Source organism: Rhodopirellula halodulae, assembly GCF_020966775.1.
Lineage (GTDB): Bacteria > Planctomycetota > Planctomycetia > Pirellulales > Pirellulaceae > Rhodopirellula > Rhodopirellula halodulae.
In genome coordinates, this window is sequence record NZ_JAJKFV010000009.1 from 254,961 (window position 1) to 274,643 (window position 19,683).

General features: G+C 53.4%; 21 protein-coding genes. 16 read left to right on the plus strand and 5 right to left on the minus strand.

Going from position 1 to position 19,683, the window contains the following annotated elements; all coding sequences use genetic code 11:
* From LOC70_RS07225 to LOC70_RS07235, 3 genes are all read left to right on the plus strand, one after another.
* Window positions 1-1,530, plus strand: coding sequence for a mannitol dehydrogenase family protein (locus LOC70_RS07225; RefSeq protein ID WP_230252864.1), 1,530 nt, complete (start codon window positions 1-3; stop codon window positions 1,528-1,530).
* 234 nt (window positions 1,531-1,764) lie between these two features.
* Entirely contained in the window at window positions 1,765-2,430 is a 666-nt protein-coding gene (locus tag LOC70_RS07230) for a carbonic anhydrase (protein WP_230252865.1), read from the plus strand.
* 96 nt (window positions 2,431-2,526) lie between these two features.
* Window positions 2,527-3,183, plus strand: coding sequence for a transposase (locus tag LOC70_RS07235; protein ID WP_230252866.1), 657 nt, complete (start codon window positions 2,527-2,529; stop codon window positions 3,181-3,183).
* A 266-nt stretch (window positions 3,184-3,449) separates the two neighbouring features.
* Here the strand turns inward: LOC70_RS07235 and LOC70_RS07240 are convergent, their stop codons facing one another.
* Window positions 3,450-3,830, minus strand: coding sequence for a hypothetical protein (locus tag LOC70_RS07240; RefSeq protein WP_230252868.1), 381 nt, complete (start codon window positions 3,828-3,830; stop codon window positions 3,450-3,452).
* Between the two features lie 324 nt (window positions 3,831-4,154).
* Between LOC70_RS07240 and LOC70_RS07245 the strand changes: the two genes are divergently transcribed.
* From LOC70_RS07245 to LOC70_RS07265, 5 genes are all read left to right on the plus strand, one after another.
* A complete protein-coding gene (locus LOC70_RS07245) occupies window positions 4,155-7,694 on the plus strand; it encodes a phage tail tape measure protein (protein WP_230252870.1) in 3,540 nt (1,179 codons plus the stop codon).
* A gap of 576 nt (window positions 7,695-8,270) precedes the next feature.
* Window positions 8,271-8,621: a DUF2513 domain-containing protein gene (locus LOC70_RS07250; protein WP_230252872.1), complete on the plus strand. Its 351-nt coding sequence runs from the start codon at window positions 8,271-8,273 to the stop codon at window positions 8,619-8,621.
* Window positions 8,618-8,806, plus strand: a complete 189-nt coding sequence (locus tag LOC70_RS07255) for a hypothetical protein (protein ID WP_230252874.1) — start codon at window positions 8,618-8,620, stop codon at window positions 8,804-8,806. Before LOC70_RS07250 ends, LOC70_RS07255 begins: the two co-directional genes overlap by 4 nt.
* A 107-nt stretch (window positions 8,807-8,913) precedes the next feature.
* The gene (locus LOC70_RS07260) at window positions 8,914-9,822 is read left to right on the plus strand and encodes a hypothetical protein (RefSeq protein WP_230252876.1); all 909 of its coding nucleotides are present in this window, start codon (window positions 8,914-8,916) and stop codon (window positions 9,820-9,822) included.
* A gap of 1 nt (window position 9,823) precedes the next feature.
* Window positions 9,824-10,294: a Panacea domain-containing protein gene (locus LOC70_RS07265; protein ID WP_230252878.1), complete on the plus strand. Its 471-nt coding sequence runs from the start codon at window positions 9,824-9,826 to the stop codon at window positions 10,292-10,294.
* Between the two features lies 1 nt (window position 10,295).
* Here LOC70_RS07265 and LOC70_RS07270 read toward each other — a convergent pair whose 3' ends face one another.
* Both LOC70_RS07270 and LOC70_RS07275 read right to left on the minus strand, forming a co-directional pair.
* Window positions 10,296-10,937, minus strand: coding sequence for a thermonuclease family protein (locus LOC70_RS07270; protein ID WP_230252880.1), 642 nt, complete (start codon window positions 10,935-10,937; stop codon window positions 10,296-10,298).
* Window positions 10,930-11,148: a hypothetical protein gene (locus LOC70_RS07275; RefSeq protein WP_230252882.1), complete on the minus strand. Its 219-nt coding sequence runs from the start codon at window positions 11,146-11,148 to the stop codon at window positions 10,930-10,932. The genes LOC70_RS07270 and LOC70_RS07275 overlap by 8 nt, the downstream gene beginning before the upstream one ends.
* A 131-nt stretch (window positions 11,149-11,279) precedes the next feature.
* Here LOC70_RS07275 and LOC70_RS07280 point away from each other — a divergent pair, with 131 nt between their 5' ends.
* Window positions 11,280-12,449: a DNA cytosine methyltransferase gene (locus tag LOC70_RS07280; protein ID WP_230252884.1), complete on the plus strand. Its 1,170-nt coding sequence runs from the start codon at window positions 11,280-11,282 to the stop codon at window positions 12,447-12,449.
* Here the strand turns inward: LOC70_RS07280 and LOC70_RS07285 are convergent.
* Window positions 12,427-13,221, minus strand: a complete 795-nt coding sequence (locus tag LOC70_RS07285; protein ID WP_230252885.1) for an Eco29kI family restriction endonuclease — start codon at window positions 13,219-13,221, stop codon at window positions 12,427-12,429. The two genes, LOC70_RS07280 and LOC70_RS07285, sit on opposite strands and share 23 nt — an antisense overlap.
* 109 nt (window positions 13,222-13,330) lie before the next feature.
* Between LOC70_RS07285 and LOC70_RS07290 the strand changes: the two genes are divergently transcribed.
* Window positions 13,331-13,678: a hypothetical protein gene (locus LOC70_RS07290; protein ID WP_230252887.1), complete on the plus strand. Its 348-nt coding sequence runs from the start codon at window positions 13,331-13,333 to the stop codon at window positions 13,676-13,678.
* 234 nt (window positions 13,679-13,912) lie between these two features.
* On the opposite strand, the gene LOC70_RS07295 is transcribed toward LOC70_RS07290, so the two are convergent.
* Window positions 13,913-14,488: a recombinase family protein gene (locus LOC70_RS07295; protein ID WP_230252888.1), complete on the minus strand. Its 576-nt coding sequence runs from the start codon at window positions 14,486-14,488 to the stop codon at window positions 13,913-13,915.
* 122 nt (window positions 14,489-14,610) lie between these two features.
* On the opposite strand from LOC70_RS07295, the gene LOC70_RS07300 reads away from it, so the two are divergent.
* The 6 genes from LOC70_RS07300 (at window position 14,611) to LOC70_RS24605 (ending at window position 19,682) form a co-directional block, all read left to right on the plus strand.
* Window positions 14,611-14,868 (plus strand): hypothetical protein, encoded by a 258-nt coding sequence (locus LOC70_RS07300; RefSeq protein WP_230252889.1) that lies wholly within the window; start codon window positions 14,611-14,613, stop codon window positions 14,866-14,868.
* Window positions 14,869-14,946: 78 nt separating this feature from the next.
* Window positions 14,947-15,156 (plus strand): hypothetical protein, encoded by a 210-nt coding sequence (locus tag LOC70_RS07305; RefSeq protein WP_230252890.1) that lies wholly within the window; start codon window positions 14,947-14,949, stop codon window positions 15,154-15,156.
* A 1,760-nt stretch (window positions 15,157-16,916) separates the two neighbouring features.
* A complete protein-coding gene (locus LOC70_RS24445; RefSeq protein ID WP_230252891.1) occupies window positions 16,917-18,830 on the plus strand; it encodes a DNA primase family protein in 1,914 nt (637 codons plus the stop codon).
* 116 nt (window positions 18,831-18,946) lie between these two features.
* Entirely contained in the window at window positions 18,947-19,144 is a 198-nt protein-coding gene (locus tag LOC70_RS07315; RefSeq protein WP_230252892.1) for a hypothetical protein, read from the plus strand.
* Entirely contained in the window at window positions 19,144-19,512 is a 369-nt protein-coding gene (locus LOC70_RS07320; RefSeq protein WP_230252894.1) for a hypothetical protein, read from the plus strand. The genes LOC70_RS07315 and LOC70_RS07320 overlap by 1 nt, the downstream gene beginning before the upstream one ends.
* Window positions 19,509-19,682 (plus strand): helix-turn-helix domain-containing protein, encoded by a 174-nt coding sequence (locus LOC70_RS24605; protein WP_390889009.1) that lies wholly within the window; start codon window positions 19,509-19,511, stop codon window positions 19,680-19,682. The genes LOC70_RS07320 and LOC70_RS24605 overlap by 4 nt, the downstream gene beginning before the upstream one ends.
* The last annotated feature ends 1 nt before the right edge of the window (window position 19,683 follow it).

Below are 19,683 nucleotides of genomic sequence, written 5' to 3' on the forward strand. Positions count from 1 at the left end.
ATGCCGAATCATTCTGAATCCCCGAAGGCCGCCTCGTCGTCGATCTCGTTGAATCAAGCCAATCTGTCGCGTTTGAGTCCGGATTTGAATCCACCGACCTATGACCGAAAAGCATTGAAGCCGCGAATTGTGCATGTGGGGGTGGGCGGTTTTCATCGCTCGCACGAAGCGTTCTATACCGACGAGCTTCTTCGACAAAATCCCTCGTGCGATTGGGGGATTTGTGGAGTGGGACTGCGCGAGGCGGATACTCGAATCGCTGAGGTGCTGAAACGCCAGGACCACTTGTACACTTTGATTGTGCGTCATCCCGATGGCAAGGTCGAAAGTCAGGTCATTGGTTCCATCATGGGATTCTTGCAAGGATGGACGGATCCCGAGGCGGTGATCAATCAGATGGCCGATCCAGTGACGGAGATTGTTTCGTTGACGATCACCGAAGGCGGCTACAACGTGGACACTGCGACAGGAGAATTCAATTGGAACAACCCGGATGCGGTACACGATCTCGAACATCCGCAAACACCCAAGTTGGTGTTCGGGTTCCTGACGGCGGCGTTACAGCAACGGCGAGCGAAAAATTTGCCAGCGTTCACGATCCAGTCTTGCGACAATATTCAGCACAACGGCAATCTGACACGGAAGATGCTGCTGGCCTTCGCAGAACGCCAAGACCCGGAGTTGGCGAATTGGATTGATGCGCAGGTGGCCTTTCCCAATGCGATGGTCGATCGAATCACGCCTGTGACAACGGCAGCGGACAGCGACCACTTACTCGAACGGTACGGGGTGGTGGATGAGTGGCCAGTGACCTGCGAGCCGTTTTGCCAGTGGGTGATTGAAGATCAATTTTCGTCCGGACGACCGGCTTGGGAAGCAGCAGGAACGCAGTTTGTCCCCGACGTCACACCGTATGAAAAAATGAAACTGCGTCTGCTGAACGCGGGACATTCGGTGCTCGGACTGCTCGGCTCGCTGCGTGGTTTTGGCACCATCGACGAGGCGGTCAACGACTCGTTGTTTGCAGAGTATCTGCGAGGCTTCATGGATATCGAAGCCACACCGACACTCGACCGCGTCGAAGGTATTGATCTTTCAGGGTACAAGAGCACGTTGATCGAGCGATTTGGGAACCCTAACATCAAAGATCGTTTGTCGCGAATCTGTTTGGAAAGCTCTGCCAAATTACCCGTCTTCTTGATTCCCACGCTCCGTGACAACCTGGATAGCGGCGGATCAATAAAGTTTGCAACGTTGGTTCTCGTGGCTTGGTGCTATTACAGCGACCACCAAACCGACTTGGAGGGAAATGGCCTCGAAATCATTGATGGTTTGAAAGAGCCGCTGCACCGTGCGGCTGCGGGAACCAGGCAAGAGCCGTTGTCGTTCCTGGACGTCAAGCCAGTGTTCGGTGATCTGGCATGCAATGATCGCTTCACTGCTCAGTACATCACCATGGTTGAAGCGTTGTACGAAACGAATGACATTGCTTCGTTGATGAAGACGGTGATTGCGGACGCCGGTTTGTAGACGCAGACGTCATGACCTGACTCCGTTAGAGGACAGGCTGGTGCGGGTGAAGTTTGCGGCGTTTGCGTCTGTGGCTCTGTCGATCAAACTATGTCCGATCTTTCGATTGAACTCGTTCGCCTATGGGTTGCAATCGCCAGATACGACCAGAAGTGACGTCCGCAAGACCGTGATCTATCTGGCGTGGCGCGAACGACCTCTTTTCTGAAATCTTTGACAGCTTAGGAATGACCCATGCAGAAACTTGTCGACGGCATCCATAAATTTCAACGCGAATCGTTCAGCCGTGATCAGAAGCTGTTTGAAACGTTGGCGGAAGGTCAAAACCCGTTGGCTCTGTTCATCACATGTTCGGATTCGCGGATCGACCCGAGTCGGTTGACCCAGACGAATCCGGGGGAGTTGTTCATTCTGCGGACGGCGGGAAACATCGTTCCTCCCTACGGCAGCGTCTTTGCCGGGGAAGCGGCCACGATTGAGTACGCCGTCAGTGCGTTGCAAATCAAAGACATCATCATCTGCGGGCATTCCCACTGCGGTGCGATGGGCGGACTGCTGAACTTGGCCGCGGTCGAGAAGATGCCAGCGGTGAAGCAGTATCTGCAGCACGCGGAAGCGACTCGCCGAATCGTGGAGGAGAACTACGAGCACCTGACGGACCCGATCAAGCGTCTGACGCTGACGGTCGAGGAGAACGTGCTGGTCCAGTTGGAAAGCCTAAAAACTCATCCGTCGGTGGCCGCCGCGATCGGACGCGGCGACTTGAAGTTGCATGGATGGGTTTACAAGTTCGAAACGGGAGAAGTCTTCGGTTTCAACCCAGACAAAAATGCGTTCTTGCCGCTCGAAGACGTGTCCCCCCAAGCCAGCACACCCGACCGAACGCTACCTCAAATCTGAAGTAGCCATCACACTCCGTGTGATGCAGCGTTATTAAATCCATCACACGGAGTGTGATGACTACTTTGCATGGTGTGATCCACTCGGAGGTGTACCGTGAACGAGCTTCACTACTTCGATCGTGAGCAAGACTACGAAGTGGTGAATCGGAAGCTCCCACATTGGTCGCAACCGGGGACCGTTTGTTTAATCACTTTTCGAACCGCGGACTCGATGCCGCGACACGTGATCGAGCGATGGCAAACCGAACGTCTCGCGTGGTTGGAAGACCACGGGATCGATTCGTTGATCGTGGACTGGCGGCAGCGTTTGCGTGACCTGCCGACCTCAGAGCAACAAGACTTCTACCGAACGTTTTCAACGCGTTGGCATTCCGAGTTAGATCAGTCGCATGGCCGGTGCGAGTTGCGTAATCCCGCCCACGCGAAAATCGTTGGCGACAGTTTGCTGCATCGTAATGGTGATGACTATTACCTGAGCGACTTTGTGGTGATGCCGAACCACGTGCATCTCCTGGCCGCGTTTGCGACCGGCACCGGAATGCTGAAACAGTGCGAATCGTGGAAGCGTTGGACCGCCAGAAAGATCAACGAGTCGTTGGGACGTCGGGGACGGTTCTGGCAGCAAGATGGTTTTGATCATCTGGTACGAAGTGAGGAGCAGTTCCAGCACTTCCGACGCTACATCGCGATGAATCCCACAAACGCTGGCCTGAAGGAAGGTGAGTTCCTTCATTGGTCGAGCCAGGCATAAAAGTAGCCATCACACTCCGTGTGATGCCGCAGTCTTGAATCCATCACACGGAGTGTGATGACTGCATATTCACTTCTGCAGCGCACGAAAAAAGCCGAGTCGGAAACGCGTCATTCCTCTCGGCTTTCGATGACTTGTCGTCAAGCTACCCCGCTAGGGAAGCTGAATAACTCGGAAAATACGTGTTTTACGGGGTTTTTCGAATTTCTGATTGGACTGAATTGGACTCTTTTGGACTCGTTTAGACAAATTGTAGATAAGGTTATCTACACGTCCAGGCAGTGCAGAACGATGAACAAATCGCCGCCAATCTGATCGCAACCAATCGGTTTCCAGTCCCCTCCTCTGAACCGGTATTTCTGTGTCTCCAGCTCAGGCGGAATGTCGTAGATATTGAAGGAATAGACGTTGTCCTGGTTGACTACTCCGAGGGCACAGTAGCGGTTGCCGTCTTGGTCAAAACACTCCGTTCGAACCCACGGTCCAAAAGCTGAAACGCGACCTGGGCGGACCCAGCGGTCCAGTATCTCACTCATTTCGTCGGACACTTCTTCCGCAAACTCGCGAACGATTGGCACGTTTTCAACTGCTTCGCATTTTCGCTTTTCGTAAGCAATATCTTCTTTCGACTTGAAGAAATTCAGCATCCACATCTCCCAAAGGGTTTCCAAAAAGCCAGCCCGCAACATAGCGCGTTTTGGAAATCGGTCAACGAAATCCTGACCCGGAATTTAGTTGAACCCCTCTTCTCCAAAGGTATCCCTTACCCATGTCTCCCAGACAACGCATCAAACACCTCGCGTGGTCCCACAAATTGACCGTGCCCGAGTGTGCCGTCCCTGAAGAAACCGCATCTGGCGGTGTCGCCCTACGTGGCCGCAAATCCAACGCTGTCTATCTCGTCCGTCCGACGAGAAGTGGCCTACGCGTCGCCATCGAGCATGTCTCGCGATGTGAGGCACGTTCGTAAAATGTCCGATATCACGCAGAAACTAGGCTTCGATGTCGCGGATGGCGTGGCAGCGTTGGGGAAACTCGACCAAGCGATCAAGCAACACACCGGAACGCTGAATAGTCTTCAGGGTGCGTACAAGAACCTGAACACCGGCACCCAGATCAATCAGCAACTCCAGAGTGTCGGCAAGCAAAGCCAAGTTGCCGCGACCCAAGTCGAAAAAGCAACGAAGCGAATCAACAGTTCATTCCAAGGAGTCAGTCTCGACAACAAGTCAATCGGGACACTCGTCAATCGAGTACTTGTCACGCAAGCGGTCGTCTCGCAGTTTGCGAACGTCCGGAACTCTCTTTCGGAGTCGACCGCTGAAGCCGTCAACTTTCAGCAGTCGCTTGCTGAGATCCAAACCATCTCGAAGCCGCTCAGGGGCAACACAGACGAGCTTGCAAGCCGTGTGCGGGCCTTGAGTGACGAGTTCAACACTCCTCTCGAAGATGTGAACGCGGGCCTCTACGAGACAATCTCGAACCAAGTTGAAGGGACTGCGAACCAGTTCAACTTGCTGACGGAAGCCCAACGTTTGGGTCGCGTCGGCAATGCATCAACTGAAGACTCGATCAACATCCTGACTGCCACGCTGAACGGTTTCGGTCGGAAAATGTCGGAAGTGGACGAGTTGTCCGCAAACTGGTTCCGGACAGTCGACCTTGGCCGTTTGCAAGTCTCTGACGTTGCCAACTCGATCGGTCGTCTTGGCGGTCTGGCGACTCAATCGGGTGTGAGTCTCGAAGAAGTCCAGGCTGCGTTGGCAACGATCACCATCTCCGGTGTGAAACCAGCGGAAGCCATCACGCAAGTACGCTCAGCGATGACCTCGTTCATTAAACCGAGCGACGCAATGAAGGACGGAATCCGCGACATCGGGTTCACGAGTTCAGAGCAAGCTATCGGCGTCCTTGGCCTGAGTGGAACGATTGAGAAATTGATCGACAACACCGATGGCTCGACACAGGCTCTCGCGAAATACTTCCCCAACGTTCGTGCGTTGGCAGGCGTTCTGAACATCGCAGGCGAGAACGCAGAACAGTTTGGCAAGGCTCTGAAAGTTCTCGAAAATCCGGACGTCTCGAATCTTGAGAAGGCGTTCGATATCGTCACTGGAACGGATGCCGAGAAGGTCACGAAGGAGCTGAACAAACTGAAGAACTTCCTGACGGAAGAGTTCGGTCAGTCGGTTCTGTCTGCCGGTGCCGGTCTCGTCGACTTGACGGGCGGCATGGACAATCTCCGGGCTGCCGGTGCGGGAACGATTGGTTCACTTCCGGGGCTTGTCCTGGGAATCGCCGGGTACGCTGCCGAGTTGAAAGGGGCCTCACTACAAACTGAAGCGTTGGAGAACAACACCAAAAGCCTGCGAGGCTCACTGCTGAATGGTGTAGGCAAGGCTGCCGGTGTCGCTGGACTGGCGATTGCTGGGGTTCAAGCCTACAACTCGTTCCAAGCTGAACAACTTCAGCAGGCTCACGAATTCCGGCGGAAGCAAGACGAACGTGCTCTCGACCAACTGCGTCAGTCAGCCAACGAAGAAGTCAAGATCACGCAGGATAAGTGGTCTCGTATTCGCGAACTTACAAACGCGAATCTCGCTTCCACCCTGACCGGATTCAATCAGACATCGTTTGGCATCGGCGGCGAAACCGACGCTCTTGCGGATTCCGTCGGGACCGGCATTGAGAAGGTTTTCAACGCTCGTGAGAGCATCCTCAACGCTCTGATCCAAACGAGCCAATCACGGCTCCAAGAATCCCGTGACGCGGCGAAGACAGCCGAAGCAACGATCGTCAACGCTGACGACGAGTTGTTCACCCGAAGGACTTCGCGTCTGGATCAGCAAAAGCAACTCAATGCCAACCTGGATCTGACTCGAAAACTCGGTCGTGAAGCCGCTGAAGCCTTGGCCGACGCAACGACACCTGAACAGGCTGCCGATGCAAACGAGATTTTCGCTCGTGCGAAATCGTTTGAGCGTGCTGCACAGAGTGTGGCTCAACAGATCGGTACAAACAAAGCACTTGAGAAGAGTGACCAAGCCTTGCTTGAGTTGTCCCGCCAACGAGCAAACGCTCAACGCGAGTATAGCACGACACAGCGGAACCAATCAGCAATCGCTTCTGAAGTCGCACGCGAGGAATCTGCAAAGGTTCGCAGTCTGAAGGAAGAGTTCGCTGGACTTACCGAGGCAATCAAGTTGTTTGACGAGAGCGGCAACCCGTTGTCGCAAGAACAGCGTGTCGCGAACGTCGCAAAGTTCAATGAAGAGTTGAACGCGTTCCGCAACAATGCAGCCAATCTGGACCAACTCGACTTCGGCGGACTGGTTGACCTGACCAAGATTCAACTGGACCTCCAGAACGCGTTGTCGTCCGTCGAGGTTCAAAGTATCCAGTTTGGTGAAGGTGCCCTCAAAGGTCTCAATGACCAATTGCAAAACGCAATCTCGGAGGCGATGTCGAAGCCCGCGATGAAAGCCGTTACGGACTTGATTCGTGCTGAGACCGGCGAAGAAGTTACCGACCCGTCACGGGTTCAAGGCGGAACCAACCGAGCAGAAGACCAAGATGTCCGTCGATCTGAGATCGGTGCGGAACTGCGGGTTCAAGAGGACGCCGCGTCGAGAGCGTTTGGGCGTGTTTCTGACGGGACGAATCGGTTGGTGGACAACCTCAACTCCGCCTTCGGAGGTGCTCGAATTGGTTCGAGTTACTTGATTGACGGGTTGTTGTCGACGATCGGGGCGACAGACGGAAAAGTCGGTGAAGGGTTTCTCGACTACTCCGCTTTCCTAACTCAGTTGAAAGAGACTGCCAACACTCAAAACACTGATCCTGAGAACCTGCAAGACCTTCAGTCGCGATTCGACGAGGTTCAATCAAAGGACTTCTTCGGGGGTGCAACCAACGGTTCGGCAGAACAAGTGCAGCGTTTGTTGAAAACGCTAGAAGAAGGGATTCAGGCGACGACCAATGCCGAACAACTTCGTCAAGAGTTGCAAACGGTTCAACCGCAAGTGCCGCAAGTCGACCCGTCGCAAGCAATCCAACGACTCGAACTGCAACAGCAGCCACCTCAAACCAATCAGGCAGCGGCTCAAGCCGCTTCGCAAGCAGCGGGTGCCCTTGGTGGAGTGACGGGTGCGGCACGTTCGGCAGCGGCGGCTCTTGCGAGTATTCAGGCTCCCACCGGTGGTGTTGAAGCCGCCTACTTCGGCAAGACCATTTACCGTGCTGCCGGTGGCGTTGCTCGTGGAGTCGACCAAGTGAACGCGATCCTCTCGAAAGGTGAACACGTCACCAACGCTCGAAGTGCCCGACGGTTCTCGACTCAACTTCAAGCAATGAATGCAGGATCGACTCCAGTGTTCACACGTTCGTCGGAGAGTTCAACGACGAACGTCGGAGACGTTCACCTGAACTTCAGCGGTTCGGACCCGGTCAGTGCTCGTTCGCTTGCACATGACTTCCGCCGGGAACTCCGACGAAAGACCGCAAGGTTGTAGAAACCGCCGTTGTTTCGGTCTGGTAGACAGGCTGAATCGTGCGGATAGCGATATCGACGAGAAGGGGCCTAGGAGCCTCGCTGACGCGATTTAGACTCGGGTGGCTGTGGTGACCCTCACCTGGCAGCTTGAGCAGCGTCAGCGAGGCTGGAGAACGCAGCGAAAACAGCGAGAATTCAGGGGTCACCACCCGTGAGGATGTCCGGGGAGTAAAACGCAGATTCGGCTCTACACCCTTATTTTTTATATGATTTGTTTTCGTTGTTGAAATTGTGTATTAGCTGATAATGCAAGATGTTGATTTTACCCTTGTTTTGACGTAAGTAGTATATTCCAAAGGACTTACGGCGATATTTATGGTGGAGTCGTACTGACTGTGCGGGTTATTCATGCGACTAAAACCGTAATCGTTACAATCATCACCACCCCGGAGAGGGTGTGTCACATTGATAGTGTACGTGCGTAACCTTATGGGTTTGGTCTGAGAACGGGTTTGGCGGAGTAATCGCACCGATTGCGGATCTCGATCAGTTACGGTGCCATCTTTCACATAGCGGGGCGGGCATGAAGCGAGACATGGAACTCATTCGCAGGATTCTCTTTGCGATCGAAGACTGCGACGACGGAGCGGTGCCGAGAGAGTTCGAGATTGAGGGCTACTCGCAAGACCAAATTCGATATCACTGCTACCAAATCTATCTAGGTGGCTTGGTTGACGCTGTACCTCAGGCCAGACTGCAACACAAAGTACCAAACTTGCAGATTACCCATCTGACGCCGGCAGGACATGATTTCATCGACCACGCTCGTGACGACACCCTATGGAGACGAGTTCGTGCGAAGCTGGGGGATGCATCGATCGACGTGACCCTCGCGGGTTTGAAGGCAGCAGCGATTCAAGCCGTAAAAAGTCAATTTGGCGGATGAAATTCAAAGCCGAAACCACGGAAGCCGGAAAGCTTGGCATCGCTGAGTTGCTTACCCGCTACGCCAACGAGCAATGGCTCGGCGAGCATTACACTCCAGAGCAAGCCGCTAGCCTGATCGTGGATCGGTTCCGCCGTCAGGTCGAAACAGAACTCGCGATGATCGAGCTGAAGGCTGAGAAGTAGCCGTCGTCATCGCTCCTGCAAGAGTTTCACGCGGTTTGATAAACTAACTGCGAACCACGATGGACCAAACGTGTCCGTGATCCCCGTACATTCGAGAGTGGCCCCGAGTGGGAAAGGCTAGAGAACGACTGCAACGCATCGGTGATGTGATCGACGATTATGGGCTTGCCTATGCTGCTCTCATTTCGGGTTTGATGTTTGGAGCTTTTGGCGTATTCACCAGTGATGAATTTCGCTCGCTATTCCCCGAGAAATATCAAGGTCCAGTCAAAGCCGTCGCGTTTGCTGGTGCGGGAATTTCACTTGTCTGTGCAGTTGTTTTTGGGTGGAAACAGATTGGACAGCAAGATCGCTTCTCGGAATTTGAAAGATCAGTTGAAAAGGAGCGGGAAGAGAGCGAGGCTACAGTCAGAGAGTTGAAGGAACAGATCGCGGAGCTAGCCGACGAAAACAGACTTATTGCTGAGAATGTGCAAAACCTAGTTGAAGGCTATCTCTTTCGTTTCGCCACGGGGTTACTTGGTTTTGGAACGCGAGACGTGAACTCTGAGCGTGTAACGCTTTATTTCCATGACCCCGCTGGGAACTTCATCCCTATTGGCCGCTACTCTGAAAACCAGGCTTATCGCCAACTAGGCAAATCAAAACATTCAAATTGTAAGGGGTGCATCGGACGAGCATGGAATGATGACTGGTGTTTTGACGATAACTTTGCTGACCCTGAGCGAGCTTGGAAGGGATACGTAAGACAGCATGAAAGGTATGGTTTTGATGAAACGGCTGTCGAAGGATTTTCGATGCGTTCACGTTTGTATTGCGGGTGCCGCATCAAAGACACTGACGAAAATGAACCAATCGCGGTGATCGTGATTGAGTCAACCGAACCGGACAGGTTCACGGAAGATGAACTCAAAGCAGCGTTGCTTAGAGGCGAGATGAGATTCCTGTCTGACTTGGTCGAAGGGCTACGGGATTCAGTAATGAATCCTAGTCGAGTTGCAGAGTTGGGTTACTGATATGGACACGCTTCAGGACATTATCGCGTATCTGCTAAAGCATTATCCGCATAAAAACGAGCTGTCAAATGCACGGCTGACCAAGATGGTGTATTTAGCCGATTGGCGAAATGCTGTCCTTGCAAGGCGGCAGCTAACGGACATCGACTGGTACTTCGACAACTACGGTCCATTCGTGTCCGACGTGAAGCAAGCTGTTCAACAAGAGCCAGACATTTTTACTGTCCGTAAGACCGAGAATCTGTACGGAAACTCTAAAACCTTGATTGAATTGAACGACGACTCTTATCAACCGTCCCTCTCGAAAGCGACGAAGGAGGTGCTCGATCATGTTATCGAAACGACCAAGCAGCTGGGGTGGAACGGGTTCATTAGTCTGGTCTACGGAACTTACCCCATAGCTTCATCTCCACGCTATTCGATGCTTGATTTAGTTGCCCTTGCCTCAAAGTACGTGGACCGTCAGAAGTAGGTTAAGGTTTGCAGGTTCCACACGGCTCGTAAGCCGACACGGCACGCGACAGCGGAATTTCTCTCGCTGAGTCGGTGAGGTGTCGGCACCCTGCCGAATGGTACTTCGTGCCTGATCTAGTGATGAAAACGACTGCGTCGGAATCGCGAATCGAATCAAGCTCTTTGGGAAGAGATGACGGAATACGCTGACCGTTCCGATAATCCCAGGGTGCAATCCTGCGGGCGTCGGCCCAAAGTCCGCGTGAAGCCTCTCTCGCTTCGTTTTGCAGTGACTGGAGATTCGCGTCGTCTGAGTACTTCACGTAGTGCCACGCGAGTCCCTGCTCAACGAGATGAGCATTCACGTCGATGCCGTCTGCGATGACTGTCGCGAGCTTTCGACCGTAGCGGTCGTCGGAGTCGATGAGCAGTTCCAGCTCGGCATCGTTGAGAAGTCGGGTGAGCAAAGCGGTCGCTTCCGGGCCGAATCGCTGGGGCTTTTCCGGGGCGTCGATTCCGAGCAACCGTACGTGGAACGCGTCACCCGACGGAGGCCGGTACACGAACGTATCGCCGTCGAGTACACGCTCACACGTTCCGGTTTCTGTTGCGGGTGGATTACATCCGACGAACAGCAGCAGGACAACGAGAAGCCTATTCATTGGCTTGATGTGGAACGATCTCGCAGTCGGACGGGTTGGTCAGCCAGCATTCGACTAAGTCGCCGGTCGGACCTTCGGCAACGAAGCCGAACAGGTCGTCGTAACCGTCACTGTCCGCGAGGGTTCCCTTGATTTTGTAGCCGACCAATTGGTCGAGTTGGTTCTTGATCTGTTCGGCGATTGCAGCGTCAACATCGGTGTTTTCCGGCACTATGTCGTCCTCAAAACGTCGTGAATGACCAAACGTGTCACGTTCAGTTGCGATTTTAGCTGTTCGCGTCGGTAGGCAACTTTTGACCGACCCGCAATAATGCTAGCAAACGATTCCCATCAAGGAAGAACATGAAGTCGATTGAACTATTTGCAGGTGCGGGCGGACTCGCTCTCGGCGTTGAAGCAGCGGGATTCGAGAATGTGGCTCTGTACGAGTGGAACCACAATGCCTGTGACACGTTGCGTCGCAATCGGACGCAGCATGGTTGGGAAGTAGTTGAGGGCGATGTCGCAGATCAGGATTTTCGTCCATTCAGAGATGAGATTGATTTGGTAACAGGCGGACCACCCTGTCAGCCTTTTTCGATGGGTGGCAAACATAAAGCTCAGAATGACAAGCGGGACATGTTCCCACAGGCGGTGCGAGTTGTTCGAGATATTCGGCCCAAGGCGTTCATCTTCGAGAATGTTAAAGGGCTGACACGACGTAGCTTTGCAAACTACTTCAGCTACATTCGCCTGCAATTCAGTTACCCCACGATCACCGCGAAACGTGGCGAAGAGTGGATGTCGCATCTCGCCCGTCTTGAAGCACTCGATTCAAAGTGCAGCTTTCGCGGCTTGACATACAAAGTCATTCCAAGACTATTCAATTCAGCACTTTACGGTGCGGGCCCCGGCGTCCCACAACGTCGAGAACGGGTGTTCTTTGTCGGCGTCCGAAGCGACCTGGGATTGGAGGTGAACCTTCCAACAGAGGAAACGCATTCGGTAGATGCTTTGCTACACGATCAATGGGTGAGCAACGTTTATTGGCATCGACACAAGTTGAAGGTCCCCACGGTGCCGGAGAAACTCGCTCGCAAGGTGGAAAGGTTACAGGACTACAACCGCGATATGTTGGGTACTGCTTGCCGTACCGTTCGAGACGCAATTTCAGATCTGCCGAATGTTGGTCCTGGACGTCGAAGCCGATCGATTCCAAATCATTTCTTCAATCCCGGAGCACGCTCATACGCTGGTCATACGGGGAGTCCCTACGACCAACCTGCGAAGACCCTGAAGGCTGGCGATCACGGCGTTCCAGGTGGTGAGAATACCTTGCAGTTCGCAGACGGCTCGGTGAGGTATTTCTCGATACGAGAATGTGCTCGGCTTCAGACCTTCCCAGACGATTGGATTATCGAAGGTTCCTGGACCGAAGGAATGCGACAGCTCGGCAACGCAGTCCCGGTGAAGTTGGCTCAGCTTGTCGCCGAAAGCGTTGCTGGAACGCTCAAGAAGGCGGGAAATGTATGACTTGGTTGGGATAGTTTTTGGTCGGTTTGTATTCCAGCAGGATATGACTTGGTAGCACGGCTACCCTCCAATCATCACCCAATGCGGTCGCAATTCGAACAATCGTATCGATTGCGGTCGGCTGGGATGAAGGAAGTGTGACTTCACCGGCTAGGTTCCCGCTGTTCGGGTGCGTTTTGAACCAAAAGGGTAAGTCTCGGCGAAGGTCAGAGCAGAGTTGGCTAACCTCGTACTCGCCCGCTTCAAGCCAATGACAGACAAATTGTTCGTTTACTGGAAAGCGAGTGAAAAAGTGGTCTGTTCCGTAGGCCGTTTCATATCTCCTGATCCCAGGTTCGTTCCCTCCGAAACCCTTTGAATTCCATTGCTTCTTGGTGCCATAGTGTTCGATGAGATGGCTCTCAGGAAGGAATGGATTCCAGGTGCTCGCAAACACGGACGTTTTGAATCCAACTTCTGTCAGTTCAATGTTTTTCCGACCAGAGATTGTGCGACGATGTTTTTTTAGCCGGGTCACTACGGAAGAATCGGCTTTCCCGATGTAAACGGGTTCGCGATTGTGAAACAGGATGTAAACGCCAGGACCATCCAGTCCGGCATCGAGTTTTTCGATTGTCAGAGGAGCTAGTGGCGTCGCATCCAGACAAGCTCTGATTTGCTCGAATAGCGGCGTTGCTAAATCAAACTCAAACTCGCTGAATCCATCCACTCTCAGTTCCGTCGTTGCCGGGTTCAAACAGAAATTGACCACAATTGACTTGGTCTCATCCAAGCTGATACATGGGGGGTGCCGTCGTGACAACCCCGATCCGTTCAGCCAGTGAAAGTGGAGTGAGACGCAATTCCCGTTTATCAACAGCCACTCGAAAATGGATTTTCAAATGAACATTAAAACAATCGCAGCCGCTTTCGCTATCGCACTCGCAGCCTTTTGGCTCGGAGACAGCTTCTCAAACGCTCAGCCGGTGTTCGAACAGAGCGGTGATTCGCAGCTCGGAAGCGTGCCCGCAAAGCTCAAGGGCACATACGTAGTTTCGACGGCTTTGGAAAACATGACGATGATTGCCTTAGTCGATCCAGAGTTTGCGTCTATCGATGGGACTCAAATTCTGAAGGGCGTGGTGAGTGAAAAGAACGGTTTCATCCGAGACACTCCATTTACCGGCGGAATGACGTATATCCCGGTGAAAAAAATACACTCGATTCAGCAACTGATGACGGAAGGCTAGCGGATGGCAGAAGCCAAGCGTTTTGAAGAGGCGACCGCACGAGCGAAGGAGTGGAAAATACTCGTTGATGCCGCTCCGACGACTCGGTCTGAACTAGATTTGGCGGTCGAAAGCATTCAGGGGCAACCTGTCACCGAATGGCCAGGCTTTTTTGACACTGAATAATAGAGACATGAGGGCCCCGGCAGCCAACGCTCTGAGCCGTGGTTGCAAGATTCGAATTTGACCCTCCCCCTACCCCATCGCTAGGTAGCGGGTGACTGTACGAGTTGACGTATTCATTGACGCGGCGATCTCAGCACGAGTCAGCCCCTTGGCCTTGAGTTCCTTCGCCCTTTCCGGCTTCCCTTTGGTTGTCCCCGGCTTCCGGCCACCGTATACGCCTCGCTCGCGAGCCGCTGCAATTCCGGCTGCCTGTCGTTCGCGACGGGTCTCCTGCTCCATCTCAGCAACGGCAAACAATACGGACGCGATCAGCTTTCCGGTTGCCCCTGCGAAGTCCAGTTGTTGAGTGATGCTGACAACACGGACGCCGGATTCCAACCATTCCGTCAGCGTATTGATTCCGTCTCGGAGGCTCCGAGACAACCGATCAAGTTTGTAGACGACTATCGTCTTCACCTCACCGGCGAACACTGCCGTTTGAAGTTTTTCGAACTCTGGGCGTTTCAGATTGTCGCCCGTCAATTTATCGACAAACCACACCACATCGGTGATCCCGTGGCCTGTGAGCCACTTTCCAATCTCACGCTTCTGCGAAGCTGCGTTTTGACCAGTAGTTGAAACGCGAATGTAAACAGCAGTTGTCATTTGTTCGTTCCTGTGGGTAGCCAAAAAAGTATACCCCAAAAGGCCATTCGCGCAAGCGATTTCTATTCTACTTTTCCTCGTGTTTCGACCGTGTCGAAACCAAAGACCCTAATTGTCCACCCATGACCATCTCTAACCTGAAGTCCGTGCTCACCCACCCGTTCTTCCACGGCAAGGAGCTTCCGACGCTGGAACAGATACAGCACTGTCTCGACACGCCTGTCCGATGTGGAGACGACAGTTACGCTCTCAAACATCGGGCAGAGAAGAGCTGCAAGATGTATCTGCCGGAACTCGCGATGGCCGCAGCCATAATGCTGCGTGGCATTCCGTTTCGCATTGAAGGGGCCAGCGTCGTCGCTACGGGTGGCGGAAAATAATTCACGAATTCGATTTGCGCGTTTCGGCATCCGGTGCAATGGTTGGTCATCACCCAGCTCACACCGGAGACCGAAACCATGACACTCATTGACCAGCTCGAATCCGCCCTCTGTACCGCACTCTCGGACGGCGTCACCGGCGACATCACTCTTGAGCCGACGCTCAGCACACTCGACATCGCAATGATGGAATTGAGGGCGGACGATGACGGTACGTTCCGGCTTCCGTCGTCGAGCGTCCAGCGTCTGCTGGACGCGATTCCCGACCCGATGGACGAATACTTATAGCTGCCGAGCGGACGGGGGTCGGAGCGAGTTGTTCCGGCCCCCGTTTTTTAATTGGAGAACACATATGAAAAGTTGGGAATGGGTCCGCGAAGATGGACTGCCCATCTTCGTTGGGATCGGAGATCCAGCCAACCATTGGAATTGCCGACACCAATTTCGAAACCGGCTCACCGCGTGGCTATGCCAGCATGACACGATGCCAGAACCCTGCACCCGTTGGCATCTGAAAAAGGCTGATTGGCAGGAGAAGGACACCATGACGTTTGCACGCGCTCGAATGCGTCAAATCAGGGCCTGGAGCGGCGAAGATTGCTTATTGAATCGTGCTGGCGGTCCTCTCGCACACGTGTCACCAGATGGTTCTGTGAGGCTCCACGGCAGCTCCAGAGACGTTGCGAAATCGCTCGGCATTTCTCACGTTGAGGTCGTTTTCCGCTGCTGGCGAGGCGGACAGGGGCTCTATTGGGACGACCTTCGTTAAGTGCGGCTGTGCAAAATCTAACAAAGGGAGATTGGCTGCAGTTATCTATAGATTCAGTCGGCTATTTTGGAGATTCCGGTGGATTTTCAAATTTTGTGGTATGCAACTTTCAGAATTTTACGTCTTCCTTTATAGGGGATTGTTGACCGCATTATGACTGCGATTTTCGGATACTGAAGCGTCCTCCGGCGTTGAACGCCTTTTTGGTGGTTTTTCCGGTTTCTTGGTAGCAAATCGATTTGGCACGCGTCTATGACCTACGTAGACCGGCGTTGATCAGCTTTTTCGATGTTTTTTCGGTTTTGTGGTAGCGAACCGGATGAAATCCTTGTCTTTCTTAGTAGAGCATCGTGGATCTGCTTTGAGCGGTCTTCGCATGCAGCGTCGGCAGTCACGCGAAAACGTGACTGAACCGTGTCTGACACCCCAAAAAACTGTGACTGCTCTTGTCAGCCTCATCTGACATCGAAAATCGAGCAGTCAGTCACGTGACTGCGAGGCCAGTCACGGCAGCAGTCACGCAAGAAAACACCGTAAATTACGGGGCAGTCACACAGTCACACGTTTTTTAAGTTTACTTTTCAAAATAGAAAATAGACCTAAAAGACCCTCTGAAAGCACACATATTACGAGTTGAGTTTCAACCTGCAAAAAAGCGTGACTGTGTGACTGCCCGCCAAAACAACGCAATTGCAGTAGCGATTGCTGCGACCCTGCCGTTCTCTCACTCTCCGGCAGGGTCGCCTCTTCTATCTATCGTCGAGAGTGAGCAGAGAGTGATATGTCATTTGATACACCGACGGCTGAAAGTCCGTCCTACCTACGAGGCATAAAGCCCAACCCAAGAAAGCCTGGGAAGAATCTCACCCAGACCAAACGGGTGACCACACCCGAACAACTGAGGGCAGCCGCTCTAGATTGGCAGGAAGATGGATACAGCATTTATGCCTGCCTCAATGAAACCAGAGCTGACTATCAGGGCGAGAGCCCCAAAGCCCCTGATATCGTACGGCGAACGAGAGTTGTCCTCGACTCAGACCCTGAGCGTCCAAAAGACGTGGCCGCGACTGAAGAGCAGCGTGGTCTCGCACACAAGCAAATCACGCTAGCAATCGAAAAACTTACTGCGGCTGGCTTTCCGGAACCGCGGGTTGTCGATTCCGGCAACGGCTACCACTTGATGTGGAATGTTGATTGGCCCGTGGAACTGTCCACAAAACCATTCATTGAGCTGATGAACCGTCTCTGTCCCGTAGATGGAGTCAAGTTTGACACGAAAGTGAGTGATCTACCGAGGATTTTGCGTCTGCCGGGCTTCCTGAACCAGAAGGCTGAGCCATATCGACAATGTGAAATCATTACGACGGGTAGTGACGAACTGCTGCCAATCGAAACGATGGAGGCTTTTCTGGATGAACACGGTAGTGAACTTGAAACCGTTAGTCCTGACTCTGCTGACAGCGGCGAGCCGAACTATCCTTTGGCCCGCAACGTTAAAGCATGGACAGCCTCACACGGCTACCCCGGCACGATCGACACGTTTCGCGATGGCTTGGTTGTAAACTTGCCCCGCTGCCCTCTCAACCACGCGAATCACTCATCCGACTCAACTGTGCCGGGGATTACGGTCCGCGAAAACAAGTTGGGTTTTAACTGTTTCGGTGATCAGTGTGCGAACAAGCATTTTCGCGACTTGGAGACGGCCTGGGGACAATCATTCGCTGAATTCATGGGCGATACGCCACCGCAAGTGCGTGGCATCGCCCAAGCGGTCGACGACCCCAACCGCATCGCAACAGAATGGAAGCAGTCACTGACAGTCGACTACGTCCCCGGCATCGTCATCGTTGATGATGAGCTTTGGTTCCGCGAGGGAGAGAAATGGACTCAACCAACGCCAGCCAAGCTCTCTTCGATGGCAACCGCACGTTGCCAGAAGGAATTCAATGATGACTTCCTCCGGAGGCAATCCGAGGCGGCGACGGTAGCCAGCATCGGCGACGGCAAGTCGGTCGACTCGATCAGAGCAACACCGGCCGCCGTGAAGCCAGCCAAGAAAACAAGCAAGTCACTGTCAGCGAATGTCATCGACTCGCTTCGATCAATTGTCCCTGAACTGCCCCGCAACGGTCAGCAGATGATTGGGCACAGTACCAACTCAGCCGACGACATTCGTCGACTCGCCAACGTTGATCTCAACGTGCGGAAGTACATCGACGGTGACAGAGACGCGGTGACGCCTCACTCCCCGCAACTATTCACGCGATCCATCATCGATTGTGAATGGGACCCGGAAGCGACAGCCCCAGTATGGGAAGCCTTTCTCGCGAGTCTGAAGCTGACGGATGACGAGATGCGATTCCTGCGACAGGCGATTGCGTACGTGGCGTTCCCGATCGAGTCGCTAGAGAAGTATTTCATGCATGTTGGCCCAACCAGATGCGGAAAGAAGGTCGTTTTCGAAATCTTGATGATGCTCTGCGGGGGCACTGACGCCGTGGTGTCAATCGACTTCCGAGACTTCGCTTCTGACTTCGGCTTGCAAGAGACGCCGGGTAAGAGACTCGTGCTCGTTCCCGAAGCGACGATGAGCGACAAAAATCTTGCCAAGGCTGTTCAACGAATCAAGGCATGGACCGGAGGCGACGCAATTCCAATCAACCGAAAGAACAAGGCACCACTGAGTGAGAAACTCGACGCGGTCATCTGGATGTCGAGCAACGAGCGTCTCGCCCTACGTGATGACTCGTCGGCCCTCCAAGCCAGACAACTGCTGATTCAATTCCGCGAATCGTTTTTCGGTCGGGAGGATATTCAGCTCAGCAAGAAACTCAGGAATGAATTGCCCGGCATCTTGCTTTGGGCCCTCGAAGGGCTCAAGGACCTGAAAGAAAACGATTGGCGATTCGCCATTCCCGATTCCTGGAAAGAGGCAGCCGAAGACTTGGCTCGCGACTCCATGCCAGTCCGCTCGTTCATCGCGGATTGTTTTGATCCTGCCCCCGGCGAACGAACTCCAATCAACCAAGTGAAAAACCTGTACACCGATTGGTCGGATCAAGAAATAAGCGATGCGAAATTGATTCGCGAATTGAAAGCCGCCCCGTTCAAAGTCACTCGTCCTTGGGAAAAGGACGAGCATGGACGACGCCCCACTTACCTCAACGACTATTTACCCTCAACCGGAGCCTAATCATGGACCCCAAAACCAAAGACGAAATCATCTCTGAGATGAGAAACCAACTCCGCTCATTGACCCACGAAGTTCGGAAGCGGGACATCCACCTGGAAGCGATCAGGCAGGGAGCCGTGAGCCCTCATCATATTGCAGAACTCGCCCCGTCAGACGGCAGCCCCGCCGAAGCCATTCAACAGATGCGAGATAGTGGCGACCACGACAACCTTTTCGAGGATTTGAATTCGGTCGACGTGACGACCATGTCACCCAAACGCTACCGTGAGATCCGTCAGAGTGAAGGCGGACGAGAAATTTTGGGACTCGCGTAATGAGTACAGCATCAACCTACAAGCTGGCAGAAGCCGACGCCCAGCGTCGGCTTGCCGAGATGCCAGCGGGACCAGTGAGCGACGATGACGTGTCATTGACACGCTTCCTGATTGAGCAAGCCGTTGCAGAGAACAACACTTCGCTCGCCGCGAAGTTGATCGACGCCCTCAGTAAGATCAGCAAGTCAGCCGATGCAGCCGCCGAAAAACGCGGTCAGCTGATGGACAAGAACCAACTGCTTCAAATGGCTCAAGCCATCACTTCGGTAGTGATCGATATTTTCCACGATGGGTCGCCGGAAAGCGACGACCGCGTGGACGAACTGGTAACCCGAATCCAATCCCTATTCACAGAGGAAGAACAATGAACGACGAATTTTTGACGACCGACGAGGTTGCGACCAAGTTGCGAATGAAGCCCTCCACGATCGAACGAATGGCCCGACGCGGGGACCTACCGGCACTGAGAATCTCACGCCAATACCGATATCCAGTTTCAGCGTTGAACAAACACCTGGAGTCGCTATGTGTTGCGTAGT

Excerpts from the sequence above, each read along its gene's own strand:
- LOC70_RS24605 (WP_390889009.1), top strand. The coding sequence starts at position 19,509 with ATGAACGACGAATTTTTGACGACCGACGAGGTTGCGACCAAGTTGCGA.
- LOC70_RS07240 (WP_230252868.1), bottom strand. The coding sequence starts at position 3,830 with ATGCTGAATTTCTTCAAGTCGAAAGAAGATATTGCTTACGAAAAGCGA.
- LOC70_RS07320 (WP_230252894.1), top strand. The coding sequence starts at position 19,144 with ATGAGTACAGCATCAACCTACAAGCTGGCAGAAGCCGACGCCCAGCGT.
- LOC70_RS07300 (WP_230252889.1), top strand. The coding sequence starts at position 14,611 with ATGACCATCTCTAACCTGAAGTCCGTGCTCACCCACCCGTTCTTCCAC.
- LOC70_RS07265 (WP_230252878.1), top strand. The coding sequence starts at position 9,824 with ATGGACACGCTTCAGGACATTATCGCGTATCTGCTAAAGCATTATCCG.
- LOC70_RS07290 (WP_230252887.1), top strand. The coding sequence starts at position 13,331 with ATGAACATTAAAACAATCGCAGCCGCTTTCGCTATCGCACTCGCAGCC.
- LOC70_RS07225 (WP_230252864.1), top strand. The coding sequence starts at position 1 with ATGCCGAATCATTCTGAATCCCCGAAGGCCGCCTCGTCGTCGATCTCG.
- LOC70_RS07270 (WP_230252880.1), bottom strand. The coding sequence starts at position 10,937 with ATGAATAGGCTTCTCGTTGTCCTGCTGCTGTTCGTCGGATGTAATCCA.
- LOC70_RS07280 (WP_230252884.1), top strand. The coding sequence starts at position 11,280 with ATGAAGTCGATTGAACTATTTGCAGGTGCGGGCGGACTCGCTCTCGGC.
- LOC70_RS07230 (WP_230252865.1), top strand. The coding sequence starts at position 1,765 with ATGCAGAAACTTGTCGACGGCATCCATAAATTTCAACGCGAATCGTTC.
- LOC70_RS07305 (WP_230252890.1), top strand. The coding sequence starts at position 14,947 with ATGACACTCATTGACCAGCTCGAATCCGCCCTCTGTACCGCACTCTCG.
- LOC70_RS07250 (WP_230252872.1), top strand. The coding sequence starts at position 8,271 with ATGGAACTCATTCGCAGGATTCTCTTTGCGATCGAAGACTGCGACGAC.
- LOC70_RS07255 (WP_230252874.1), top strand. The coding sequence starts at position 8,618 with ATGAAATTCAAAGCCGAAACCACGGAAGCCGGAAAGCTTGGCATCGCT.
- LOC70_RS07295 (WP_230252888.1), bottom strand. The coding sequence starts at position 14,488 with ATGACAACTGCTGTTTACATTCGCGTTTCAACTACTGGTCAAAACGCA.
- LOC70_RS07245 (WP_230252870.1), top strand. The coding sequence starts at position 4,155 with ATGTCCGATATCACGCAGAAACTAGGCTTCGATGTCGCGGATGGCGTG.